At 70.6% G+C, this 18,333-nt stretch carries 17 protein-coding genes; 11 read left to right on the forward strand and 6 right to left on the reverse strand.

The annotated features are described in order from the left end of the window. Positions 1 to 239 precede the first annotated feature (239 nt). The 8 genes from fabI to G4D86_RS32660 all read left to right on the forward strand — a co-directional run bounded on the left by fabI (position 240) and on the right by G4D86_RS32660 (position 9,163). Positions 240 to 1,073, forward strand: coding sequence for an enoyl-ACP reductase FabI (gene fabI / locus G4D86_RS32625; RefSeq protein WP_163998001.1), 834 nt, complete (start codon positions 240 to 242; stop codon positions 1,071 to 1,073). A 179-nt stretch (positions 1,074 to 1,252) separates the two neighbouring features. After that, positions 1,253 to 1,639, forward strand: a complete 387-nt coding sequence (locus tag G4D86_RS32630; RefSeq protein WP_163998002.1) for a response regulator — start codon at positions 1,253 to 1,255, stop codon at positions 1,637 to 1,639. A 4-nt stretch (positions 1,640 to 1,643) separates the two neighbouring features. Beyond that, positions 1,644 to 2,510 carry a response regulator gene (locus tag G4D86_RS32635; RefSeq protein ID WP_163998003.1) on the forward strand — a complete coding sequence of 289 codons (867 nt, stop codon included), beginning with the start codon at positions 1,644 to 1,646 and terminating at the stop codon, positions 2,508 to 2,510. Then, positions 2,507 to 3,733 (forward strand): CheR family methyltransferase, encoded by a 1,227-nt coding sequence (locus G4D86_RS32640; RefSeq protein ID WP_163998004.1) that lies wholly within the window; start codon positions 2,507 to 2,509, stop codon positions 3,731 to 3,733. The genes G4D86_RS32635 and G4D86_RS32640 overlap by 4 nt, the downstream gene beginning before the upstream one ends. After that, positions 3,730 to 4,275 (forward strand): chemotaxis protein CheW, encoded by a 546-nt coding sequence (locus G4D86_RS32645; RefSeq protein ID WP_163998005.1) that lies wholly within the window; start codon positions 3,730 to 3,732, stop codon positions 4,273 to 4,275. Before G4D86_RS32640 ends, G4D86_RS32645 begins: the two co-directional genes overlap by 4 nt. Further along, on the forward strand, positions 4,265 to 6,439 hold the full coding sequence (locus tag G4D86_RS32650) for a hybrid sensor histidine kinase/response regulator (protein WP_163998006.1): 2,175 nt from the start codon (positions 4,265 to 4,267) through the stop codon (positions 6,437 to 6,439). The genes G4D86_RS32645 and G4D86_RS32650 overlap by 11 nt, the downstream gene beginning before the upstream one ends. Next, positions 6,436 to 7,494 (forward strand): chemotaxis protein CheB, encoded by a 1,059-nt coding sequence (locus G4D86_RS32655; protein ID WP_163998007.1) that lies wholly within the window; start codon positions 6,436 to 6,438, stop codon positions 7,492 to 7,494. Before G4D86_RS32650 ends, G4D86_RS32655 begins: the two co-directional genes overlap by 4 nt. 73 nt (positions 7,495 to 7,567) lie before the next feature. Continuing rightward, positions 7,568 to 9,163 carry a methyl-accepting chemotaxis protein gene (locus G4D86_RS32660; RefSeq protein ID WP_163998008.1) on the forward strand — a complete coding sequence of 532 codons (1,596 nt, stop codon included), beginning with the start codon at positions 7,568 to 7,570 and terminating at the stop codon, positions 9,161 to 9,163. Between the two features lie 85 nt (positions 9,164 to 9,248). Here the strand turns inward: G4D86_RS32660 and clpA are convergent, their stop codons facing one another. The 5 genes from clpA to G4D86_RS32685 all read right to left on the reverse strand — a co-directional run bounded on the left by clpA (position 9,249) and on the right by G4D86_RS32685 (position 14,210). Beyond that, positions 9,249 to 11,558, reverse strand: a complete 2,310-nt coding sequence (clpA, locus tag G4D86_RS32665) for an ATP-dependent Clp protease ATP-binding subunit ClpA (protein WP_163998009.1) — start codon at positions 11,556 to 11,558, stop codon at positions 9,249 to 9,251. Between the two features lie 3 nt (positions 11,559 to 11,561). Next, on the reverse strand, positions 11,562 to 11,885 hold the full coding sequence (locus G4D86_RS32670) for an ATP-dependent Clp protease adaptor ClpS (RefSeq protein WP_163998010.1): 324 nt from the start codon (positions 11,883 to 11,885) through the stop codon (positions 11,562 to 11,564). Between the two features lie 43 nt (positions 11,886 to 11,928). Continuing rightward, entirely contained in the window at positions 11,929 to 13,089 is a 1,161-nt protein-coding gene (locus G4D86_RS32675; RefSeq protein WP_205519920.1) for a GNAT family N-acetyltransferase, read from the reverse strand. A gap of 97 nt (positions 13,090 to 13,186) precedes the next feature. Continuing rightward, positions 13,187 to 13,627: a hypothetical protein gene (locus tag G4D86_RS32680; protein WP_163998011.1), complete on the reverse strand. Its 441-nt coding sequence runs from the start codon at positions 13,625 to 13,627 to the stop codon at positions 13,187 to 13,189. Between the two features lie 19 nt (positions 13,628 to 13,646). Beyond that, a complete protein-coding gene (locus tag G4D86_RS32685; RefSeq protein WP_163998012.1) occupies positions 13,647 to 14,210 on the reverse strand; it encodes a DUF2378 family protein in 564 nt (187 codons plus the stop codon). 162 nt (positions 14,211 to 14,372) lie between these two features. Here G4D86_RS32685 and G4D86_RS32690 point away from each other — a divergent pair, with 162 nt between their 5' ends. The 3 genes from G4D86_RS32690 to G4D86_RS32700 are packed head-to-tail and all read left to right on the forward strand — an operon-like array spanning position 14,373 to position 16,507. After that, the gene (locus tag G4D86_RS32690) at positions 14,373 to 14,939 is read left to right on the forward strand and encodes a NifU family protein (protein WP_163998013.1); all 567 of its coding nucleotides are present in this window, start codon (positions 14,373 to 14,375) and stop codon (positions 14,937 to 14,939) included. A 38-nt stretch (positions 14,940 to 14,977) separates the two neighbouring features. Further along, positions 14,978 to 15,853: a class I SAM-dependent methyltransferase gene (locus G4D86_RS32695; RefSeq protein WP_420821877.1), complete on the forward strand. Its 876-nt coding sequence runs from the start codon at positions 14,978 to 14,980 to the stop codon at positions 15,851 to 15,853. A 57-nt stretch (positions 15,854 to 15,910) separates the two neighbouring features. Then, positions 15,911 to 16,507, forward strand: a complete 597-nt coding sequence (locus G4D86_RS32700) for a 5' nucleotidase, NT5C type (RefSeq protein WP_163998014.1) — start codon at positions 15,911 to 15,913, stop codon at positions 16,505 to 16,507. Here G4D86_RS32700 and G4D86_RS32705 read toward each other — a convergent pair. Beyond that, on the reverse strand, positions 16,504 to 18,237 hold the full coding sequence (locus G4D86_RS32705; protein ID WP_163998015.1) for an RluA family pseudouridine synthase: 1,734 nt from the start codon (positions 18,235 to 18,237) through the stop codon (positions 16,504 to 16,506). The genes G4D86_RS32700 and G4D86_RS32705 overlap by 4 nt on opposite strands. Positions 18,238 to 18,333 lie beyond the last annotated feature (96 nt).

Genomic DNA, 18,333 nt, shown 5'->3' on the forward strand with positions numbered 1-18,333 from the left:
TTTGTTGAGCCTCCGAGGCTGCCCGGACGCCGGTCCGCTCAGTGGGAAGCAGGTGGATTCATGCGCCACGTGAGTGCAGCTTCACCTTGAAGGGCTCTACGCCCGCCCCGGCATCCGTCACCTGCGCATCCGTTCCGTCCCCCTGGAGACCCGGAAACGCCCGGGATTCGTCCCGCTCCACCCGTCAGGAGTGGTAGGAAGCGCGTTTCCTTCTCTCCCATCCGACGAGGCCGCCTTTCATGCTGCTCCAAGGCAAGAAGCTGCTCATCACCGGAGTGCTGACGCCCCAGTCCCTCGCCTACGGCATCGCCGAGCTTGCGCTCGCGCAGGGCGCGGAAATCCTCCTCACCGGGTTCGGCCGCGCGAAGTCGCTCACCGACCGGAGCGCGAAGCGCCTGAAGCCCGGCCTGGAGGTGCTGGAGCTGGACGTCACCAACCCCGCCCACTTCACCGCGCTCACCGAGTCGCTGCGCCAGCGGTGGGACCGGGTGGACGGCGTGCTCCACTCCATCGCCTACGCCCCCGAGGACGCGCTCGGCGGCAACTTCCTCAACACCCCCTGGGAGAGCGTGCAGACGGCCTTCCGCATCTCCACCTTCTCCCTGAAGGAGCTGTCGGTGGCCTGCCTGCCGCTGATGACGAAGGGCGGCTCCATCGTCACGCTGGACTTCGACAACCGCATCGCCTGGCCCATCTACGACTGGATGGGTGTGTGCAAGGCGGCGCTGGAGGCCACGGTGCGCTACCTCGCGCGGGACCTGGGCCCCAAGGGCATCCGCGTCAACGCGCTGGCCGCCGGCCCGCTGTCCACCATGGCCGCGAAGGGCATCCCCGGCTTCAAGGCGCTGGAGCAGGGCTGGGGCAAGCAGGCGCCGCTGGGCTGGAGCGCCAAGGACAGCCACGACATGGTGGCCCGCACCGCCTGCGCCCTCCTCTCCGACTGGCTGCCTTCCACCACGGGCGAAATGGTGCACGTGGACGGTGGCTACCACGCGGTGGGGGCGCCGCCGGTGGATACGGAGGCCGAGGCCGCTGAGTTCCCAGCGAACGCCCCCAAGCCGGCAGCCGAGTAGCGGTTTTCCCGCGCATGCGAGGACCCCGGGAATTGTCCCGGGGTCATCTGGCACCTGCCCGCTCGCTACCACGGCGGGCCCGGGGTGCCGCTTTCTCCCGTGAGAGCGCTCACGGTAGAGTCCTGAACAGACGCAGGGGCTTCCCGCAAAGCGCGGGCCTGCGGAGGAGCCGCATCACAGTGACCACCCACAGCACCAACGTCTTGCTGGTGGACGACAGCCCGACGGTCCGCAACATCGTCAAGATCTACCTGATGAACCTCAAGGTCTCGACCGTCGAGGCGGACGATGCGACCCGAGCGCTGCAGATTCTCCGGCTCGTCCCGGTGAGTCTGGTCATCGCGGACATCAACATGCCCGGCATGGACGGCATCACCTTCGTGAAGGAGGTGCGCGCCAGCCAGATGCCCCAGGTGCGCTCGGTTCCCATCCTGCTGCTGACGGCGGAGAAGAACGCGGACCTGCGCCAGAAGGGCACCGAGGCCGGCGCCAACGCCTTCATCCAGAAGCCGGTGTCCCACCACGAATTGACGGAAACCGTCCGTCAGTTCCTCTCGAAGGCCTGATGCCGTGAGCCTGCCGTCCCTGCTGCTCGTCGACGACAGCGACGCGATTCTCGCGCTGGAGCGCGCCATCCTCTCCGGCCACTACACCATCCACACGGCCAGCAATGGCCGCGAGGCACTGGAGAAGGTGGGCCGGTTGCATCCGGAGGCGGTGCTGCTCGACCTGTCCATGCCGGAGATGGACGGCGACGAGGTCCTCCAGCGGATGAAGGCGGACCCGGCGACCTCGGGCATCCCCGTCATCATCATCTCCTCGGAGAAGTCGCGCGCCGAGGCGTGTCTGGGACTGGGCGCGGAGGCCTTCCTCGCCAAGCCCTTCCGCGCGGACGAGCTGCTGCACACCGTGGGCGAGTCCATGGCCAGCGCGCGGCGGCGGGCCCGCACGGGCTCGGTGCTGGTGCTGCGCGTGACGGTGGGCGACCTGGAGTTCGCCATTCCGCTGGACGCCGTGCGCGAGGTGCTGCTGCACCCGGCGACGCGGCCGCTGCCCACGGGCCCGGCCTACCTGCGTGAGTACGTCGAGGTGCGGGGCCACGCGCTCTGCGTGCTGGACGTGGCGCGCCGCCTGAGCGTGGAGCACAAGCTGGCGCGCGTGGAGCGCATGCTGGTGGTCATCGAGGTGGACGGCGTGGCGCTGGCGCTGGCGGTGGACACGGTGAAGGACCCCGAGGAGTACGCCGCCGCGGACGTGGAGCGTCGCGAGCTCGTGGGCGGGGCCGACCATGGCCCGCTGCGCGAGGGGCTCATCGGCATGCTGCGCTCCGCCGGGCGCGCGCTGCCCATCCTGGACCCGAAGGTCTTCATCGCCCGCGGTCTGCTGCGCGAGCTGCCCACGATGTTGGAGGCCGCGGAGGCCAGGCGGAGCGCATGAGCGGCGAGCTCGACCCGCGGCTGCTCACCCGCGCGCGGGAGGTGGTGGCCGCCATCACCGGCTTCCGCGACGACGCCATCGCCACCGAGGCGATGGAGCGCGTCATGCGGGCGGAGCTCACGCGCGGGCGCTCCGCGGGAGATCTGCTCGGAGAACTGCTGCACCCGGTGTCCTCGCTGTCCAGCACGCTGGCGCGCGCGGTGCTGGTGGGCGAGACGTACTTCTTCCGTCAGCCGGAGCACTTCCGCTTCATCGCCCAGGAGGGCGTGCCCGCGGCGCTGCGCCGGGGCGCGCTGGCCCTGCGCGGCTGGAGCGCGGGCTGCGCCACCGGTGAGGAGGCCTACTCGCTGGCCGCGTGCCTGCAAGCGTCGCTGCCGCACGGCTTCCCGGTGGAGGTGGTGGGCACGGACCTGCAGGAGTCCAGCCTGGAAACGGCCCGCCGCGCCACCTACGGCTCCTGGTCCCGTCGCGAGTCCGCGCCGCGCCTCTTCCCCCTCTACGTGGAGACGGGGGAGCGCGAAGTCACCATCCTTCCCGTCGTCCGACGCGTCACCACCTTCGCCCAGGCCAACCTGCTGGCACCCCTGCCAGAGCGGTTCGGCCGCTTCGACTTCATCCTCTGCCGCAACGTGCTCACCTACTTCACACCGGCCGCGCGTGACGCGGCGATTACGCTTCTGTCGCGCACGCTCAACCCGGGCGGGCTGCTCTTCCTGGGCGCCGTCGAGGTGGACCGCGTCCCCTCGGGCATGGTGCGGGAGGGGACTCCGGAGCTGCAGGCCTTCCGCCTCCTCGCCCCCGGCGAGCCCGCCTCTCCGTCCGTGCGCACGCGCATCCCCGAGAGCGTGCGGGCGCCCGTGCAGGCCCGGCGTCCGGCTCCGGCCGCCGCGCCGGTCCGCGTCGCCGCCGTGCCGCCGCCCACGCCCTCGCGGCTCCACCTGAATGCGCTGGAGCGCATCGAGGAGGGAGACGAGGTGGGTGCCACCGCCGTGCTGGAGGCGCTGGTCCGCCAGGCGCCGGACTACCTGCCGGGGCTGCTGGAATTGGCCCTGCTTCGCGAGCGCTCCGGCGCGCGCGAGGCGGCCGTGCCGCTGATGCGGACCCTGCGCACCCGCGCCGAGCGCCTCCCGCCCGACCAGCTGGTGGACGGGCCCGAGGCCCTGCCGGCGCGCTTCTACCAGGCGTCCGCTGACGCCTACCTCAATCAGGGGACGCTGGAATGAAGGTCACCCCGCGGACGATGGAAGATGCCCAGGAGACGGAGGCGCGCGAGCTGCTCGAGCGGCGCGCATCCCGCCTGCGCGAGCAGGGCGAGACGGCCGTCGAGGAGGCCGTCCACTGGATTGCCGAGTTCCCCCTGGGCGAGGAGCGCTACGCGCTCTCCCTGGAGACGCTGCGCGCCGCGCTGCCCCTGAAGATGGTGACGCCGGTGCCGCTGTCGGCCCCGCACGTCGTCGGCGTGTTGCGCTTCCAGGGACAGGTGCTGGCCGCGCTCAGCCTGGCGTCGCTCTTGGGCGGCCACGGCTGGCGGCAGGACCCCGCCGTGCTGCTGGTGGTGGACCGCGGCGACGGCGAGCTGTGCGCGCTGGACTGCGAGGCCATTCCCCGTCCCACCACGCTGCCCATGAGCGCGGTGGAGGCCGCGCGCGTGCGCGCGGAAGGGGCGGTGATGGAGGTCTTCACCCAGGACCGCCAGCTCATCCACCTGATTGATTTGAAGCGCCTGTTCGCCCTGCGCGGGACGGGAGGACGTCATGCCCGTTGATCCGCTGCTGCAAGGACTCGTCGCCGGCTTCGCCGTGGAGGCCCAGGAGGTCGTCCAGAAGGTCACCATGGACCTGCTGGAGCTGGAGCGCGACGGCATGGAGAGGGATGCGCTCTCCAAGCTCTACGTGCGGCTGGGCCGCCACCTGCACACCCTGAAGGGCAGCGCCTCGTCGCTGGGCATGCAGGACCTGGGCGACATCGCCCACAAGCTGGAGGACGCGCTCGCCCCGCTGAAGGCCAACCCCCAGAAGATGCCCCGGCCGGTGGTGGACATCCTCCTGCACGGCCTGGACCTCTTCATGCTGCGCGCCCAGGCGCACGCGGATGGGCGCGGGGACGCGCTGCCGGACCCGGCCGCGGCCCTGGCCCAGCTCGTGTCGGAAGCGCCGCCTCCGGAAGAGGCCGCGGCCCTGGGGGCGTCCGGCTCCCTGAAGATGTCCGTGTCCGCCGCGCAGGTGGCGGTGGAGTCGCCCGCCCCGAGCGCGGCGGCCGAGCCCGGCCCGATGGTGCCCGACGTCGTGCCCGAGTCGGCGGACACCGGCTGGCGCGTGTCGGCGCGGCAGGTGACGGCGCTGATGCGCGAGGTGGAGCGTCTGCGCGAGGTGCGGCTGCGCTTCGAGGAGCGCGGCCGCGAGCTGGACCGCGTGGTGACGCTGCTGGCGAAGCAGGGCCTGCTGGCGGAGACGGCGGAGGCGCGCTCGCAGCTGTCGGGCACGTCGCGCTCGCTGCGCACCGACGGCGAGGAGACGGGCGACATCGTCGAGGCGCTGGAGGAGGGCCTCAAGGCCATCACCACCCGCCCGGTGCGCACCATCCTGGACCCGCTGCAGCGCATGGTGCGCGACTTGTCGCGCCAGCTGGGCAAGGAGGCGCGGCTGTCGGTGGTGGGCTCGGAGCTGTCGCTGGACCGGCGCCTTTTGGAGAAGCTGCAGGGCGCGCTGGTTCACCTCTTGCGCAACGCGGTGGACCACGGCCTGGAGCTGCCGGTCCAGCGCGAGCGCGCGGGCAAGCACCACGAGGGCGCCCTGACGCTGCGCATCGAGCAGCAGGGCAACCTGCTCTTCCTCGAGTGCGCGGACGACGGCGCCGGCATCGACGTGGAGCGCGTGAAGAAGGTGGCGGAGTCTCGCGGCGTCGTCACCTCCGAGGAGACGGCGCGGCTCAATGAGAATCAGGTGAGGGACCTCATCTTCCGCCCCGGCTTCAGCACGCGCACGGACGTGACGGACACGTCCGGCCGCGGCGTGGGGCTGGACGCGGTGCGCGCCTCGGTGGAGGGCCTGCAGGGGCGGATTGAAGTGGCCAGCACGCCGGGCCAGGGCACGCGCTTCATGCTCACCCTGCCGGTGGACCTGGGCAGCTCTCCGGTGCTGGTGGTGCGCGCGACGGAGACGCTGGTGGGCCTGCCCATGCTGGCGGTAGAGGCCACGCAGCTGGCCCGCGCGGACTCGCTGCGCCTGGGCAAGCGGCGCGCGCATCTGGAATATCAGGGGCAGCTGTTGCCGGTGGTGGACCTGGGGGCGCGGCTGGGGCTGCGCGCCCTGGCGCCGCCCGCGGAAGGTCAGCCGCTGCTCATCGTGCAGAGCGGTGGCAAGCGCGTGGCGCTCGCGGTGGACGCGGTGGTGGGGGACCGGGACCTGGTCATCCGTCCGCTGCCCTCCGAGGTGCGGGACGTGCCGGCCTGGCAGGGCGCGGCCACGCTCAGCCGCGGCGAGCTGCTGCTCATCTGCCGCCCGGACTGGCTGGTGACGGACACCTCGCAGGCGCAGGTGGTGGCGCAGCGGCGGGCGCTGGTGGTGGACGACTCGCTCACCGCGCGCGCGCTGCACCGGGCCATGCTGGAGGCTGGCGGCTTCTCGGTGCACCTGGCCGCCAGCGGCGCCCGGGCGCTGGACCGGCTGGCGACGGACACGTACGACGTCGTCATCTGCGACCTGGACATGGAGGAGATGGACGGCGTGCAGCTCATCGCGAAGCTGCGCGAGCGCAAGGAGACGGCGTCGCTGCCCGTCATCCTCGTCTCCGCGCATGACAGCGCCGCGGCCCGCGAGCGCGGCCTGGCGGCGGGTGCGGACGGCTACCTCAGCAAGCGCGAGTGCGCCGCGGGCCGTCTGCTGGCGGAAGTCCTCGACGTGATGAGCCGCAGGGGGAACCGGGCGTGACGGCGAAGCGGTCCATTCGCGTCCTGGTGGTGGATGACTCCCCCACCATGGCCAACACGCTGACCGCGCTCCTCACCGAGGAGCCGCGGATTGAAGTCGTCGGCCGTGCCGGTGACGGCAACCGCGCCGTGCAGCTCGCGCGCCTGCTGCGTCCGGACGTCATCACCATGGACCTGCTGCTGCCGGGGCTGGACGGCCCGGCAGCCATCGCCGCCATCATGTCCCAGTCGCCCGCGCGCATCCTCGTGGTGAGCGCGGTGGCCGAGGAGCGCGGGGTGGACCTGGGCTTTCAAGCGATGAGCGCCGGCGCGCTGGAGCTCATCGGCAAGCCCAACGTCTCCAATGGCGAGGAGCTGCGCAAGTGGGGCCGTGATTTGGCCCACTCGGTGTGCCTGATGGCGGAGGTGCCCGTCATCTCGCGCCGTCCGCGCACCGGCGTGACGCCGCCGCCGCCCACGGGCGCCCGGGTGGACGTCTTCGGCATCGTCGCCTCCACCGGAGGCCCGCCCGCGCTGGCGGATGTGCTGACCAAGCTGCCCAAGGACTTCCCCGTCCCGCTGCTCATCGCGCAGCACATCACCGTGGGTTTCACCCAGGGCATGGTGCGCTGGCTGTCCCAGGTGACGCCCCTGAAGGTGGACATCGCCAAGGAAGGCGAGCGGCTGGAGCCGGGCCGCGTGTACTTCCCGCTGGACGGGCACGACCTGCTGGTCGACGCGGCCGGCCTGGCGCGGCTGCAGCGCAGCAAGGGCGGCCCGTGCCCCAGCGGCGACGTGCTGCTGGCGTCGCTGGCCTCCGTCTTCGGCCGGCGCAGCGGCGGCGTGGTGCTCACCGGCATGGGCGAGGACGGCGCGCGGGGCCTGCTGGCCATCCGCAACGCGGGCGGCGTCACCTTCTCCCAGGACGAGGCCTCGTCCGTCGTCTTCGGGATGCCTCGCGCCGCGATTGAGTTGAAGGCCACGGACCAGGGCGTGCCCCTGGCCTCCATGCCCGAGCTCATCCTCCAGAGTTGCTCGCTGCCCGGCTTCCGCGGCGGGGGAGGTCCCTCGCGATGAGCTCCTGTTCCCATTTCTCCCACCCGTCCCCTCGCGGGTACCGTTCTGACGTCGTCTCCCCGGTGGTGATTCCGTGAACCCTTCGCAGCCTTCGCTCACCACGCAGTTGAGCCAGCAGTTCCGCCAGTCCCTGGGGCTGGCGCCGAAGTTCATCCTCCTCACCGCGGTCATCACCGCGACGCTGGCCCTCAGCCTCACCGCCATCGCCACGCAGCGGCTGGAGAGCGGCCTGATGGCCAACCACACGGAGGAAGGGCAGCTGGTGGCCCGGAGCATCGCGGTGGCCGCCGAGCAGGGCATCACCGCGGGCGACGGCACGCTCCAGCCCATGCTGGACGTCAGCCGCGACAGCGACGACCTGGACTACATCTTCGTCCAGGACGCCAACGGCAACGTCGTGGCGCACTCCTTCGCCAGCGCCTTCCCGGAGCCGCTGAAGACCGCCGTCGTCGAGGCGGGGGACTCGGCCCTGGTGGAGCTGGAGGTTGGTGACATCCACCTGCGCGCGGTGAATGTCGCCGCGCCGGTGGCCGGCGGCAAGCTGGGCACGGTGCACGTGGGCATGTCCCTGGACCACATCGCCGGTCAGGTCTCCGCGCTGCGCTGGCGGATGGCGGGGTTCGCCCTGTTGCTGGTGGCGCTGGGCGTGGCGGTGGCAGCGCTGTTCGGCCGCAGCATCGTCCGGCCGCTGCGCAACCTGACGGAGGTGGCGGGCCACATCGTCGAGTCCGGCGACCTCACCCGTCCCATCCAGGTGAAGAGCGGCGACGAGGTGGGCCGGCTGGCCAACTCCTTCGCGCAGATGGTGGGCCGGCTGCGCGAGGTCACCATCAACCTCCAGCAGGCCGCCACCGCGCTCACCCAGTCCACCGAGCACCTCAACGCGTCCTCGTCCGACCAGGCGCAGACCATCTCCCGGCAGGCCGCTGCCCTCCAGGAGACGCAGGTGACTGCGCAGGAAATCAAGCAGACGTCGATGCTGGCCGCGCAGAAGGCGGAGAGCGTGCTCTCCGTGGCCGAGCGCGCGGACGCCCTGGCCAAGTCGGGCGAGGCCTCCATCGAGCTCACCATGGCGGGCCTCAACGACATCCGCGTCCAGGTGGGCGAGATTGCCCAGAAGATTGTCGAGCTGGGCGAGCGCACGCAGCAGATTGGCGGCATCACCCAGACGGTGAAGGACCTGGCGGACCAGTCCAACATGCTCGCGCTCAACGCGGCCATCGAGTCCGTCCGCTCGGGCGAGCACGGCAAGGGTTTTGGAGTGGTGGCCCGTGAAATCCGCGCGCTGGCGGACCAGTCCATCCAGGCCACCACCCGCGTGCGCGAGCTGCTGGACGACATCGCCAACTCCGTGACGGCCGCCGTGCGAATCACCGAGCGCGGCGCCGAGCGCATGGAGGCGGGCCTCGCCCAGGTGCGCAACAGCGGGCAGAACCTGCGCGAGCTGTCCTCCATCGTCCAGGACAACGCCGCCGCCGTCCGCCAGATTGCCGCCGCCGTGAGCCAGCAGAACGTGGGCATCAATCAAATCACCCTGGCGGTGAATGACCTCTCCAAGATGATGGACGAGACGGTGGCCCGCATCGGCTCCACCGGCGAGGCCGCCACCACGCTGCAAATCATCTCCCAGCAGCTCTCCAGCGCGGTGAAGAGCTACCGCGTCGGCTGAGGCACCGGGCCCCGCGCCCGAAAAGAGAAAGGCCCCGACTCCACCTGGGAGCCGGGGCCTTTTCATTTCCAGCGAATGGCGTTCGCTACGCCGGTGCCGCTTCGACTGTGGCGGGCTTCGTCTGCAGCTTCAGGCTGTCGCCCTCCACGTCGTAGCGGGCGACGCCGCCGTCCTTCAAGTCCCCGAAGAGGAGCGCCTCGGCGAGCGGCTTCTTCAGCGAGTTGTCCACGAGGCGGGCCATGGGGCGCGCGCCGAAGGCCGGGTCGTAGCCGTGCTCGGCCAGCCACGCGCGGGCGGCGGGCGTGAGCTCCAGCTTCACCTTCTTCTCGTCCAGCATCTTCTGGAGGAGGCGGACTTCCTTGTCCACGACCTTCAGGATGATTTCCGGCGGCAGGCCGGAGAAGAGAATCCACCCGTCGAGCCGGTTGCGGAACTCGGGGGTGAAGGTGCGCTCAATGGCCTTCTTCGCGCGGGTGCCGTCCGCGGGCTTCTGCAGGTCACCGAAGCCAATGGCCTTGGTGCTCATCTCCTGGGCGCCCGCGTTGGTGGTGAGGATGAGGACGATGTTGCGGAAGTCGGCCTTGCGGCCGTTGTTGTCCGTCAGCGTCGCGTGGTCCATCACCTGGAGCAGGATGTTGAAGAGGTCCGGGTGGGCCTTCTCGATTTCATCCAGCACCAGCACCGCGTACGGGTGCTTGCGCACGGCGTCCGTGAGCAGGCCGCCCTGGTCGAAGCCCACGTAGCCCGGAGGCGCGCCGATGAGCCGGCTCACCGTGTGCTTCTCCGAGTACTCGCTCATGTCGAAGCGCAGGAACTCCACGCCCAGCGTCTGCGCGAGCTGCTTGGCCAGCTCCGTCTTGCCCACGCCCGTGGGGCCGGAGAAGAGGAACGAGCCAATGGGCTTCTCCGGCGCACGCAGGCCGGAGCGCGCCAGCTTGATGGCGCTGACCAGGTCCTTGATGGCCGCGTCCTGCCCGAAGATGACCGCCTGCAGCTCCTTCTCCAGATTCTGGAGCTGGACGCCCTCGCTGGCGGACACGCTCTTGGCGGGAATCTTCGCCATCTTCGCCACCACGTTCTCCACGTCCGCGGCGTTGACGATGTTGGTGCGCTTGCCCTCCGGCTTGAGCCGCTCGGCGGCGCCCGTCTCGTCGATGACGTCGATGGCCTTGTCCGGGAGGAACCGGTCATTGATGTGCTTGGCGGACAGCTCCGCCGCGGCGCGGATGGCCTCGGGCGTGTACGTCACCCGGTGGTGCTCCTCGTAGCGGCTCTTCAGCCCCTCCAGGATGAGGACGGTGTCCTCCACGCTGGGCTCGCCCACTTCAATCTTCTGGAAGCGGCGAGACAGCGCCCTGTCCCGCTCGAAGGCGGCCTTGTACTCCTGGAACGTCGTCGAGCCGATGCAGCGCAGCCGCCCGCTGGCCAGCGCGGGCTTGAGCAGGTTGGACGCGTCCATGGAGCCGCCGCTGGTGGCGCCGGCGCCGACGATGGTGTGAATCTCATCGATGAAGAGGATGGCGTCCTTCTGCTCCTGCAGCGCCTTGAGCACGCCCTTGAGGCGCTCCTCGAACTGACCGCGGAACTTGGTGCCCGCGAGCAGCGCGCCCATGTCCAGCGAGTAGACGACGGAGTTCTTCAGCGCCTCCGGCACCCGGCCCTCGTGGATGTGCAGGGCCAGGCCTTCCGCAATGGCCGTCTTGCCCACGCCCGCCTCGCCCACGTAGAGCGGGTTGTTCTTCCGGCGGCGGCAGAGCACCTGGATGGTGCGCTCCAGCTCCTTCTCGCGGCCGATGAGCGGGTCGATGCGACCCTCCTTGGCCTCGATGTTGAGCTGGGTGGTGTAGGCCTCCAGCGGGCTCTTGCGGGGAGACTCGCCCTCGTCGTCATCCCCCATGGGTGCGCCGCGGCTGGCCGCGCCCTCGGAGGCCTCGCCCTCCGCGCCCTCTCCGTCCTTGGAGATGCCGTGGGAGATGTAGTTCAGGAGGTCCAGCCGGGTGACGCCCTCCTGCTGGAGGAGGTACAGCGCCTGGCTCTCCTCCTCGCGGAACATGGCCACCAGCACGTCGCCGCCGTCGATGAGCTTCTGCTCGGCGGACAGCGCATGCATGGCGGCGCGGTGGAGCACGCGCTCCACGCCAATGGTCTGCTGGGGCTCGGCCTCCACGCCCTCGGGCAGCCGTTCGACCGTCTCCTCCAGGAAGGAGACCAGGCGTTCCTGGAGGCGCTTCACGTTGGCCCCGCATGCACGGAGGACCTCGCGTGTCCGCGAGTCCCTCGTGAGCGCGAGGAGCAGATGCTCCAGCGTCAGGTACTCGTGGCGCATCTTCCGCGCCTCTTCGAGAGCGGTGCGGAAGCTGGCCTGCAACTCTTTGGCAATCAGCGGTCCTGCCACGTTTCAACCTTCCTCGGGTTCCATGGAAAGCCGCAGGGGAAAACCATTCTCCTGAGCCGCGGCTTCCACCGTCTTGACCTTCGTTTCGGCGACCTCGAACGTATAGACGCCGGCAACCCCGACCCCGTTGTAATGAACGTGCAGCATGATCTGCACGGCATCCGTCTCCGACTTGTGGAAGATCTCCTTGAGCACGGCGACAACGAACTCGCGCGTCGTGTAGTTGTCGTTGTGCAGGAGCACCTTGTAGAGGGTGGGCCTCTTGAGCTTCTGCTTGGGTGCTGACTCCGTGACGACGGAGGTATCGTGCTCGTGCTTCTGCGCCATGGGTGTATCGGGCTCCCTTTAATGACGACGGGAGGAGGGATTTTCAGGCCCCCTCCTTGAAACCGGTTTCTGCCCGCCACTGGGGCAGGCCGCCTTCCACGGCTGCCCGCTCGTGGGCCAGGAAGCCGCGCACGGCGCGGTCCAGGCCGGGGTGGAGGAGCAGGTGCGCACTGTATGTGAGGTGCGGCTCGAATCCCCGGGTGAGCTTGTGTTCTCCGCCGTGGCCCGGCTCGAAGCGTGAAAGCCCCCGGGCGATGCCCTGCTCCACCGGGTGGTACAGGCAGACGTTGAAGTGCAGGAAGGGATGCTCCTCGAAGCAGCCCCAATAACGGCCATAGAGGACGTTGGGGCCAGCGAGATTGAACGCGCCGGCCACCAGCCGTCCTTCCCGGCGGGCCTCCACCCACTCACAGCGGTGCCGGAAGCAGGCGAGCATCCGCGCGAAGAAGTCCGGCGTGAGAAACCGCATGCCCCACGGGTACTTGTCCACCGTGGAGACATACAGCCGATAGACGGTCTCCGCATCGACGTCTGCCAGCGCGTCACCCGCCAGGGTGCGCACCTCGATGCCCTGCTCGGCGGGGGCGCGCAGCTCGCGGCGCAGCTGGGTGCGCCGCTTGGAGTGGAAGCGGTCGAGGAAGTCGTCCAGCGTGCGGTAGCCCTCGTTGCGCCACTGGTACTGGACGCCCAGTCGCAGCGCGAAGCCCTGGGCCTCCAGCACGGGCAGCTCGTCCTCGGTGGGGAAGAGGACGTGGACGCCGGACAGGCGCTCGGCGCGGGCGTACTCCTGGGCGGCGGCGTACAGCTCGGCCTCGCGCGCGCGGCGGTCCTCGCCCGGGGCCACCAGCACGCGGCGGCCGGCGACGGGGGTGAAGGGCACGGTGATGACGAGCTTCGGGAAGTAGCGCAGGCCCGAGCGCTCGGCGGCGGTGGCCCAGGGCCCGTCGAAGACGAACTCGCCGTTGCTGTCGTCCTTGAGATACGCGGGCGCGGCGGCGACGAGGCGCGAGCCGCGCCACAGCGTGAGGTGGCGGGGATGCCAGCCCCGCTCCGGCACCGCGCTGCCGCTCTCTTCGAGGCATGCCAGGAAGGTCCACTCCAGGAAGGGCAGGCCGGCCTCGTCCACCAGGGCATCCCACGTGGCACGGGGGACCTCGGTGATGGAGGGCAGGATGCGCAGGGTGGTGGGCAGCGGGGTGGACATCGCGGCGGGTTCGTTCGGGCTCGGGGCGCCGAGCCCCTGGCTGGGTAGCGCGAGCCTATAACGGTGCGCCCCGGGTGCCGCCAGCAGCGCGCCGGAGCTACTTCCCGCGTGTCAACTCCGCGGCAAGGAAGCGGCCGACTTCCGCCACCCCCTCGGCGCCCCGGCGGCGGCCCTCTTCGGTCTCCATGACACGGCGCGCGGCGTCGCCCGCGGTGCCGACCTCCAGGTCCGCGAGGACGAGGAAGGCGCTCCAGGCGGGGTTGAGGGTGGCGACCTTTCCGGGGCGAAGGGGACGGTCCCCCAGCGTGGCGGCCACCTTCTCCAGAAGCCCGTCGTCGGTGAGCCGCTTCGCCTTGCCGCGAATGGCGTCCCAGGCGGCGTCGAGCAGCGTGGGCAGCATGCGCCCGGCGAGCGCGGTGGACAGCCGCTGCGAGGCCTCCTCCTCGTCGATGTTGTGGGCCTGCGCGTAGGTGGGCATCAGCTTCGCCACCACCACGGCACGGGTGGCGAGGTGGGCGAGGCGGGGAGGGTAGGGCACGGACACTCCTGGGTGCGGACTACCAACGCACCAACAGACGGTAACCCTCGGGGCTGCGTTCCTCCACGGTGATTCGCGGCTGCACGGAGGTCAGCTCCAACATCCGCTCCAGGCCGCCCGCCATCAGGTCCGGCCGGTTGTAGCGGTCCGTGAGCTGGATGCGGCGGCCGCGCTCGCCCACGGGCGTCAGCGTCACCGCGATGTCCGTGCGGCCCATCATCGCCAGGTAGCGCGGCACCCGCTCCAGGGCCCGCAGGGGGCCAATCATCGGCAGGGCCACCGCGGCGACACGGCCGATGAGCGTCTCCGCGAAGCCCGTGACGAGCTGGCGGCCGAGCAGCCGGTACGCCTGCTCCTCGCCCAGCTCCGGGTACACCTCCTGGCGAGCCAGGGCCGTCACCCGCTGCCAGAGCTGGATGGGGTAGTCCATCTCCGGCTTCTTGATGTCGTAGCCGAGCGCCGCCAGCTCCGACACCAGCCGCCCCTCCGCCTTGAGGCCTCGCACGAACAGCCCCTCGAACACGCTCGCGGGGACGCGAACCGTCGGTATGGGCGTTTCCTGGGGGCGGCGGGGGCTGCTCATCAGCATGTGCCTCCCAGTATACCTGATTCCACAGGGGGTTCTGGAAGTTCTTGGAATTCTTGTTGAAGAGCAGTGGGGAGTGGGAGAGGACGTTTGCTTCTTCGAGAGTCGGGTTGCTATGGGGCAGCGGGCGCCTTACAGGAAGGGCCTCAGGAGAATTGAATGTCGGTGAACATCCAGCTCGAGTGGACCCCGAACCCCAGCACGCTGAAGTACGTGGTCGACCGGAAGCTGTTGGCCGGCGGCGCGCTGAACTTCACGAACCGGGACGACGCCCAGGCGAAGTCGCCGCTGGCGCACAAACTGATGGACGTGCGCGGCGTGACGGCGGTGATGATTGGCAGCAACTTCGTGACGGTGACGAAGGGCGAGGAAGGCGAGTGGGACGAGCTGAATGACCAGGTCATGTCCACGCTGGACACGCACCTGACGGCCAACGAGCCGGTGGTGGACGAGGCGGCGGTGGCGGCGGCGCGCCAGGCCACGTCCGGGGCGGAGGGTGGCTCCATCCAGGCGCGCATCCAGGACATCCTGGACAGCGAAATCCGCCCGGCGGTGGCGCAGGACGGCGGCGACATCACGCTGGACCGCTTCGAGGACGGCATCGTCTACCTGCACATGAAGGGTTCGTGCGCGGGCTGCCCGTCGTCCACGGCCACGCTGAAGATGGGCATCGAGGGGCGCCTGCGTGAGGCCATCCCCGAAGTGCTCGAGGTGGTGTCCGTCTGAGGCGCAACGTCAAGGCCTCCCAGGTCCGGCGGGAGTTGTTGCCGGACCAGTCCCCGGCGCTGCTGCGTGAGCTGCACCTGCTCACGCGCGAGGGGAACCTCAACGCGGACGCGCTGCGCAAGCTCAAGCAGGTCAACCACCTGATGGGCCTGATGCGCCCCGCGATTGAGGACGTCCAGGCGCGCCACCCTGACTCCGTCATGGTGGACGCGGGCAGCGGCAACGCCTACCTGGGCTTCGTCCTCTACGAGCTGTTCCTGAAGGACGCGGACAAGGGCACCCTGCTGTCGATTGAAGGCCGGCCGGAGCTGACCGAGCGTGCGAAGGGGCGCGCGGAGCGGCTGGGCTTCGGGCGGATGCAGTTCCAGACGGCGCACATCGACCAGGCGCAGTACCCGGAGCGCATCCACCTGCTCATGGCGCTGCACGCGTGCGACACGGCGACGGACGACGCGCTGGTGGCGGCCATCCGCCACGGGGCGGACCACGTGGCGGTGGTGCCGTGCTGCCAGGCGGAGGTGGCCGCGCAGCTCAAGGAGAAGCGGCCTGTGGTGGCGGGCAGTGGCGCCATGTCGCAGCTGTACGCGCACCCGTGGCACCGGCGCGAGTTCGGCTCGCACCTGACGAACGTCATCCGCGCGCTGACGCTGGAGGCCTTCGGCTACCAGGTGACGGTGACGGAGCTGACGGGCTGGGAGCACTCGCTGAAGAACGAGCTGATTCTCGGGCGCAAGGTGCACCGGGAGAACCGCCGCGCGCGCGTGCAATTGGAGCGACTGCTGGCGGAGACGGGCGTGGCGCCGAAGCTGACGCGCGAGCTGGGCGTGAAGCCCGCCGTGCAGTCCGTCCCGGACGCAGAGACGGAAGCGGCCGCACCTGAATCCCCCGAGGCTCCCGAGCCCGTGGGCGCGTAGTTCCACGATGGGCCGCTCACGAGCGGCCACCGTCCGGGCTGGAGTAGAAGGGCCCTCATGTCAGAGACAGTGAAGCGGTCGGAGCTGGTGGCGCTCGTCGACATGGACGGGACGCTCTGCGACTACCAGGGGGCCATGCTCCGCGACCTGGAGCGGCTGCGCAGTCCTGGCGAGCCTCCGCTGACGGCGGAGTTCGAGGACTCACCATGGCTGCGGGCGCGACAGGAGCTCATCCGCGGGCAGCCGGGGTGGTGGGCGCGCCTGGAGCGACGGCAGCAGGGCTTCGATGTGCTGGAGGAGTTGCGCGCGCTCGAGTTCGAGCTGCATGTGCTCACCAAGGGCCCGTCGAACTCGACGAACGCGTGGGCGGAGAAGCTCCAGTGGTGCCAGGCGCACGTGCCGGATGCGCGCGTCACCGTCACCATGGACAAGGGGCTCGTCTACGGGAAGGTGCTGGTGGACGACTGGCCGGAGTACATCCACCGTTGGCTGACGTGGCGGCCGCGTGGGCTCGTCATCGTCCCCGCGCAGCCGTGGAACGTGGGCTTCGAGCATCCGAATGCGCTGCGCTACGACGGCACCAACCTGGCCGAGGTGCGCGCGCGGCTGCGGACCGTGAGGGATGCGGCGCTTCCGAAGTCCGGTGAGGCCTAGAACGGCGCGGGCCGCTCGAAGGTGACGGGCTGTCCGGTGCCCGGGTGCAGGAAGGACAGCGCCTCCGCGTGCAGGAGCAGGCGCTCACCGGGGTGTCCGTAGAGCCGGTCCCCGACGATGGGCGCGCCCAGGCCAAGCGGATGCGCCGCGTGGACGCGGAGCTGGTGCGTGCGGCCGGTGTGCGGGAAGAAGGCCACGCGGGTGCGCTCGCCGTTGCGCTCCAGCACGTGCCACTCCGTCACCGCGGGCTTGCCGTGGACGGGGTCGTGAATCTGCCGGGGCCGGTCATCGAGGTCCACGCGGATGGGGAAGTCGATGGTGCCCCGCTCACCCTTCACGAGCCCCTGGAGCCAGGCCACGTAGCGCTTGTGCACCGTCCGGTGGAGGAACTGCCGCTGCAGCGTCGCGTGAGTCCTGGGGTCCAGCGCCGCGACGAGCAGCCCCGACGTGTCCAGGTCGAGCCGGTGCACGAGCAGCGGGCCCGTCGCATGGGGATACCGCGCGCGCAGCCGGGTGAGCACCGAGTCCGTCAGCGACGCCTCCCGGCCGGGCACGGAGAGCAGGTCATGGGGCTTGTCCACCACGACGAGCCAGGCGTCCTCGAAGAGGATGGACAGTCCTTCGCTCGTCGCGGCGGGAGGCGCGAAGGCCCTGGGCGGGGCGACGGACAGGCCTTCCATCATGTACGGCAGCAGGGGGCCGCACTTGTCCCGGCATGCGGCGTAGAAGGCGCCGGAGACGCGGCCTCCCGAGGGCGGAGGCGCACCCCACCAGAACTCCGCGAGCGCCAGTGGCTGGAGGCCGAGCCTGAAGGCCTGCGCGAGGAGCTTCGGCGCGGCGCAGTCCGCGGCACCGGAGGGTGGCTCTCCTGAGGAGAACAAGGTGCGCAGCGGGCGACGCTCGCCCCGCGCATTCTGCACGCCGTAGGTGTCGTGGAGCCGCTTCATGAGCGCACGGCTGACGATGCGGCGCAGCCGCTCCAGGGCCCGCAGCCGCCGCTCCAGCTTCGCGAGCTTCGGCGCGAGCGCCCGCCGTTCCTCTTCCTGCACCGCGTCCAGCCGGCGCGCCTCTGCCTTGTCGCCGCGGCTCTCCTGGTCCAGCGCATGGAGCGTCGCACGCCGCGCGGCCTCATCGGGTGACGCAGTGGCCGGCTCCGGCGGACGCGGTGTCTCCGCGAGCCCCTGGCGCACGGCGTTCCCCGTCGTCAGTTCCGCCCGGCGCGCATGGCGCTGCTTCCGTCGCTCCTCGTGCCGGGCCCGCATCGCCGCGCGCTCCGAAGCATGACGTGCCTGCTGCGCTTCGAGCGCGGCCCTCAGTTCAACCAGCTCCGGCGACGCACGGTGCGCCTCCGTGCGGGCGTGGAGCGCCTTCACCACGGCCTCGCCCTCGGGCTCCAGCCGGCCTCGCACCTCCCGGTCGAACAGCGGAGGCACGAAGCCGGGCACATCCCACCGTCCCGCGAGCATCCCGGAGAAGGCGCGCAGAAACCCGATGCGTCCGTCGTGCCCACGCACCACGAGCACGCCGAACATCTTCCCGCCCTCGCGGCTGTCGAGCACCGCGGCCGGAATCCCGGGGGCCACCTGCCCCGCGCGCAGCTCCGCCTGCAACTGCTCCGCGGCCCGCCGGGCGAGCGCATGAGGTGCCTGCTCGTCGAAGGGGCTCGGGAAGCGGCCTCCGACGTCCGCCGTCGCGGGCTGCGGCTCGAACGGTGTCACCCACGTCTCCACGGCTCATCGGTAACACGAAATCGTGGAGACGCGGCGCCTCACGGGGACTGCCAGTGGGGCGGGTACTCATTCCGCGAAAGGCGGCCCGCGCGCGCC

This window comes from Pyxidicoccus caerfyrddinensis (genome assembly GCF_010894405.1).
Classification (GTDB): Bacteria; Myxococcota; Myxococcia; order Myxococcales; family Myxococcaceae; genus Myxococcus; species Myxococcus caerfyrddinensis.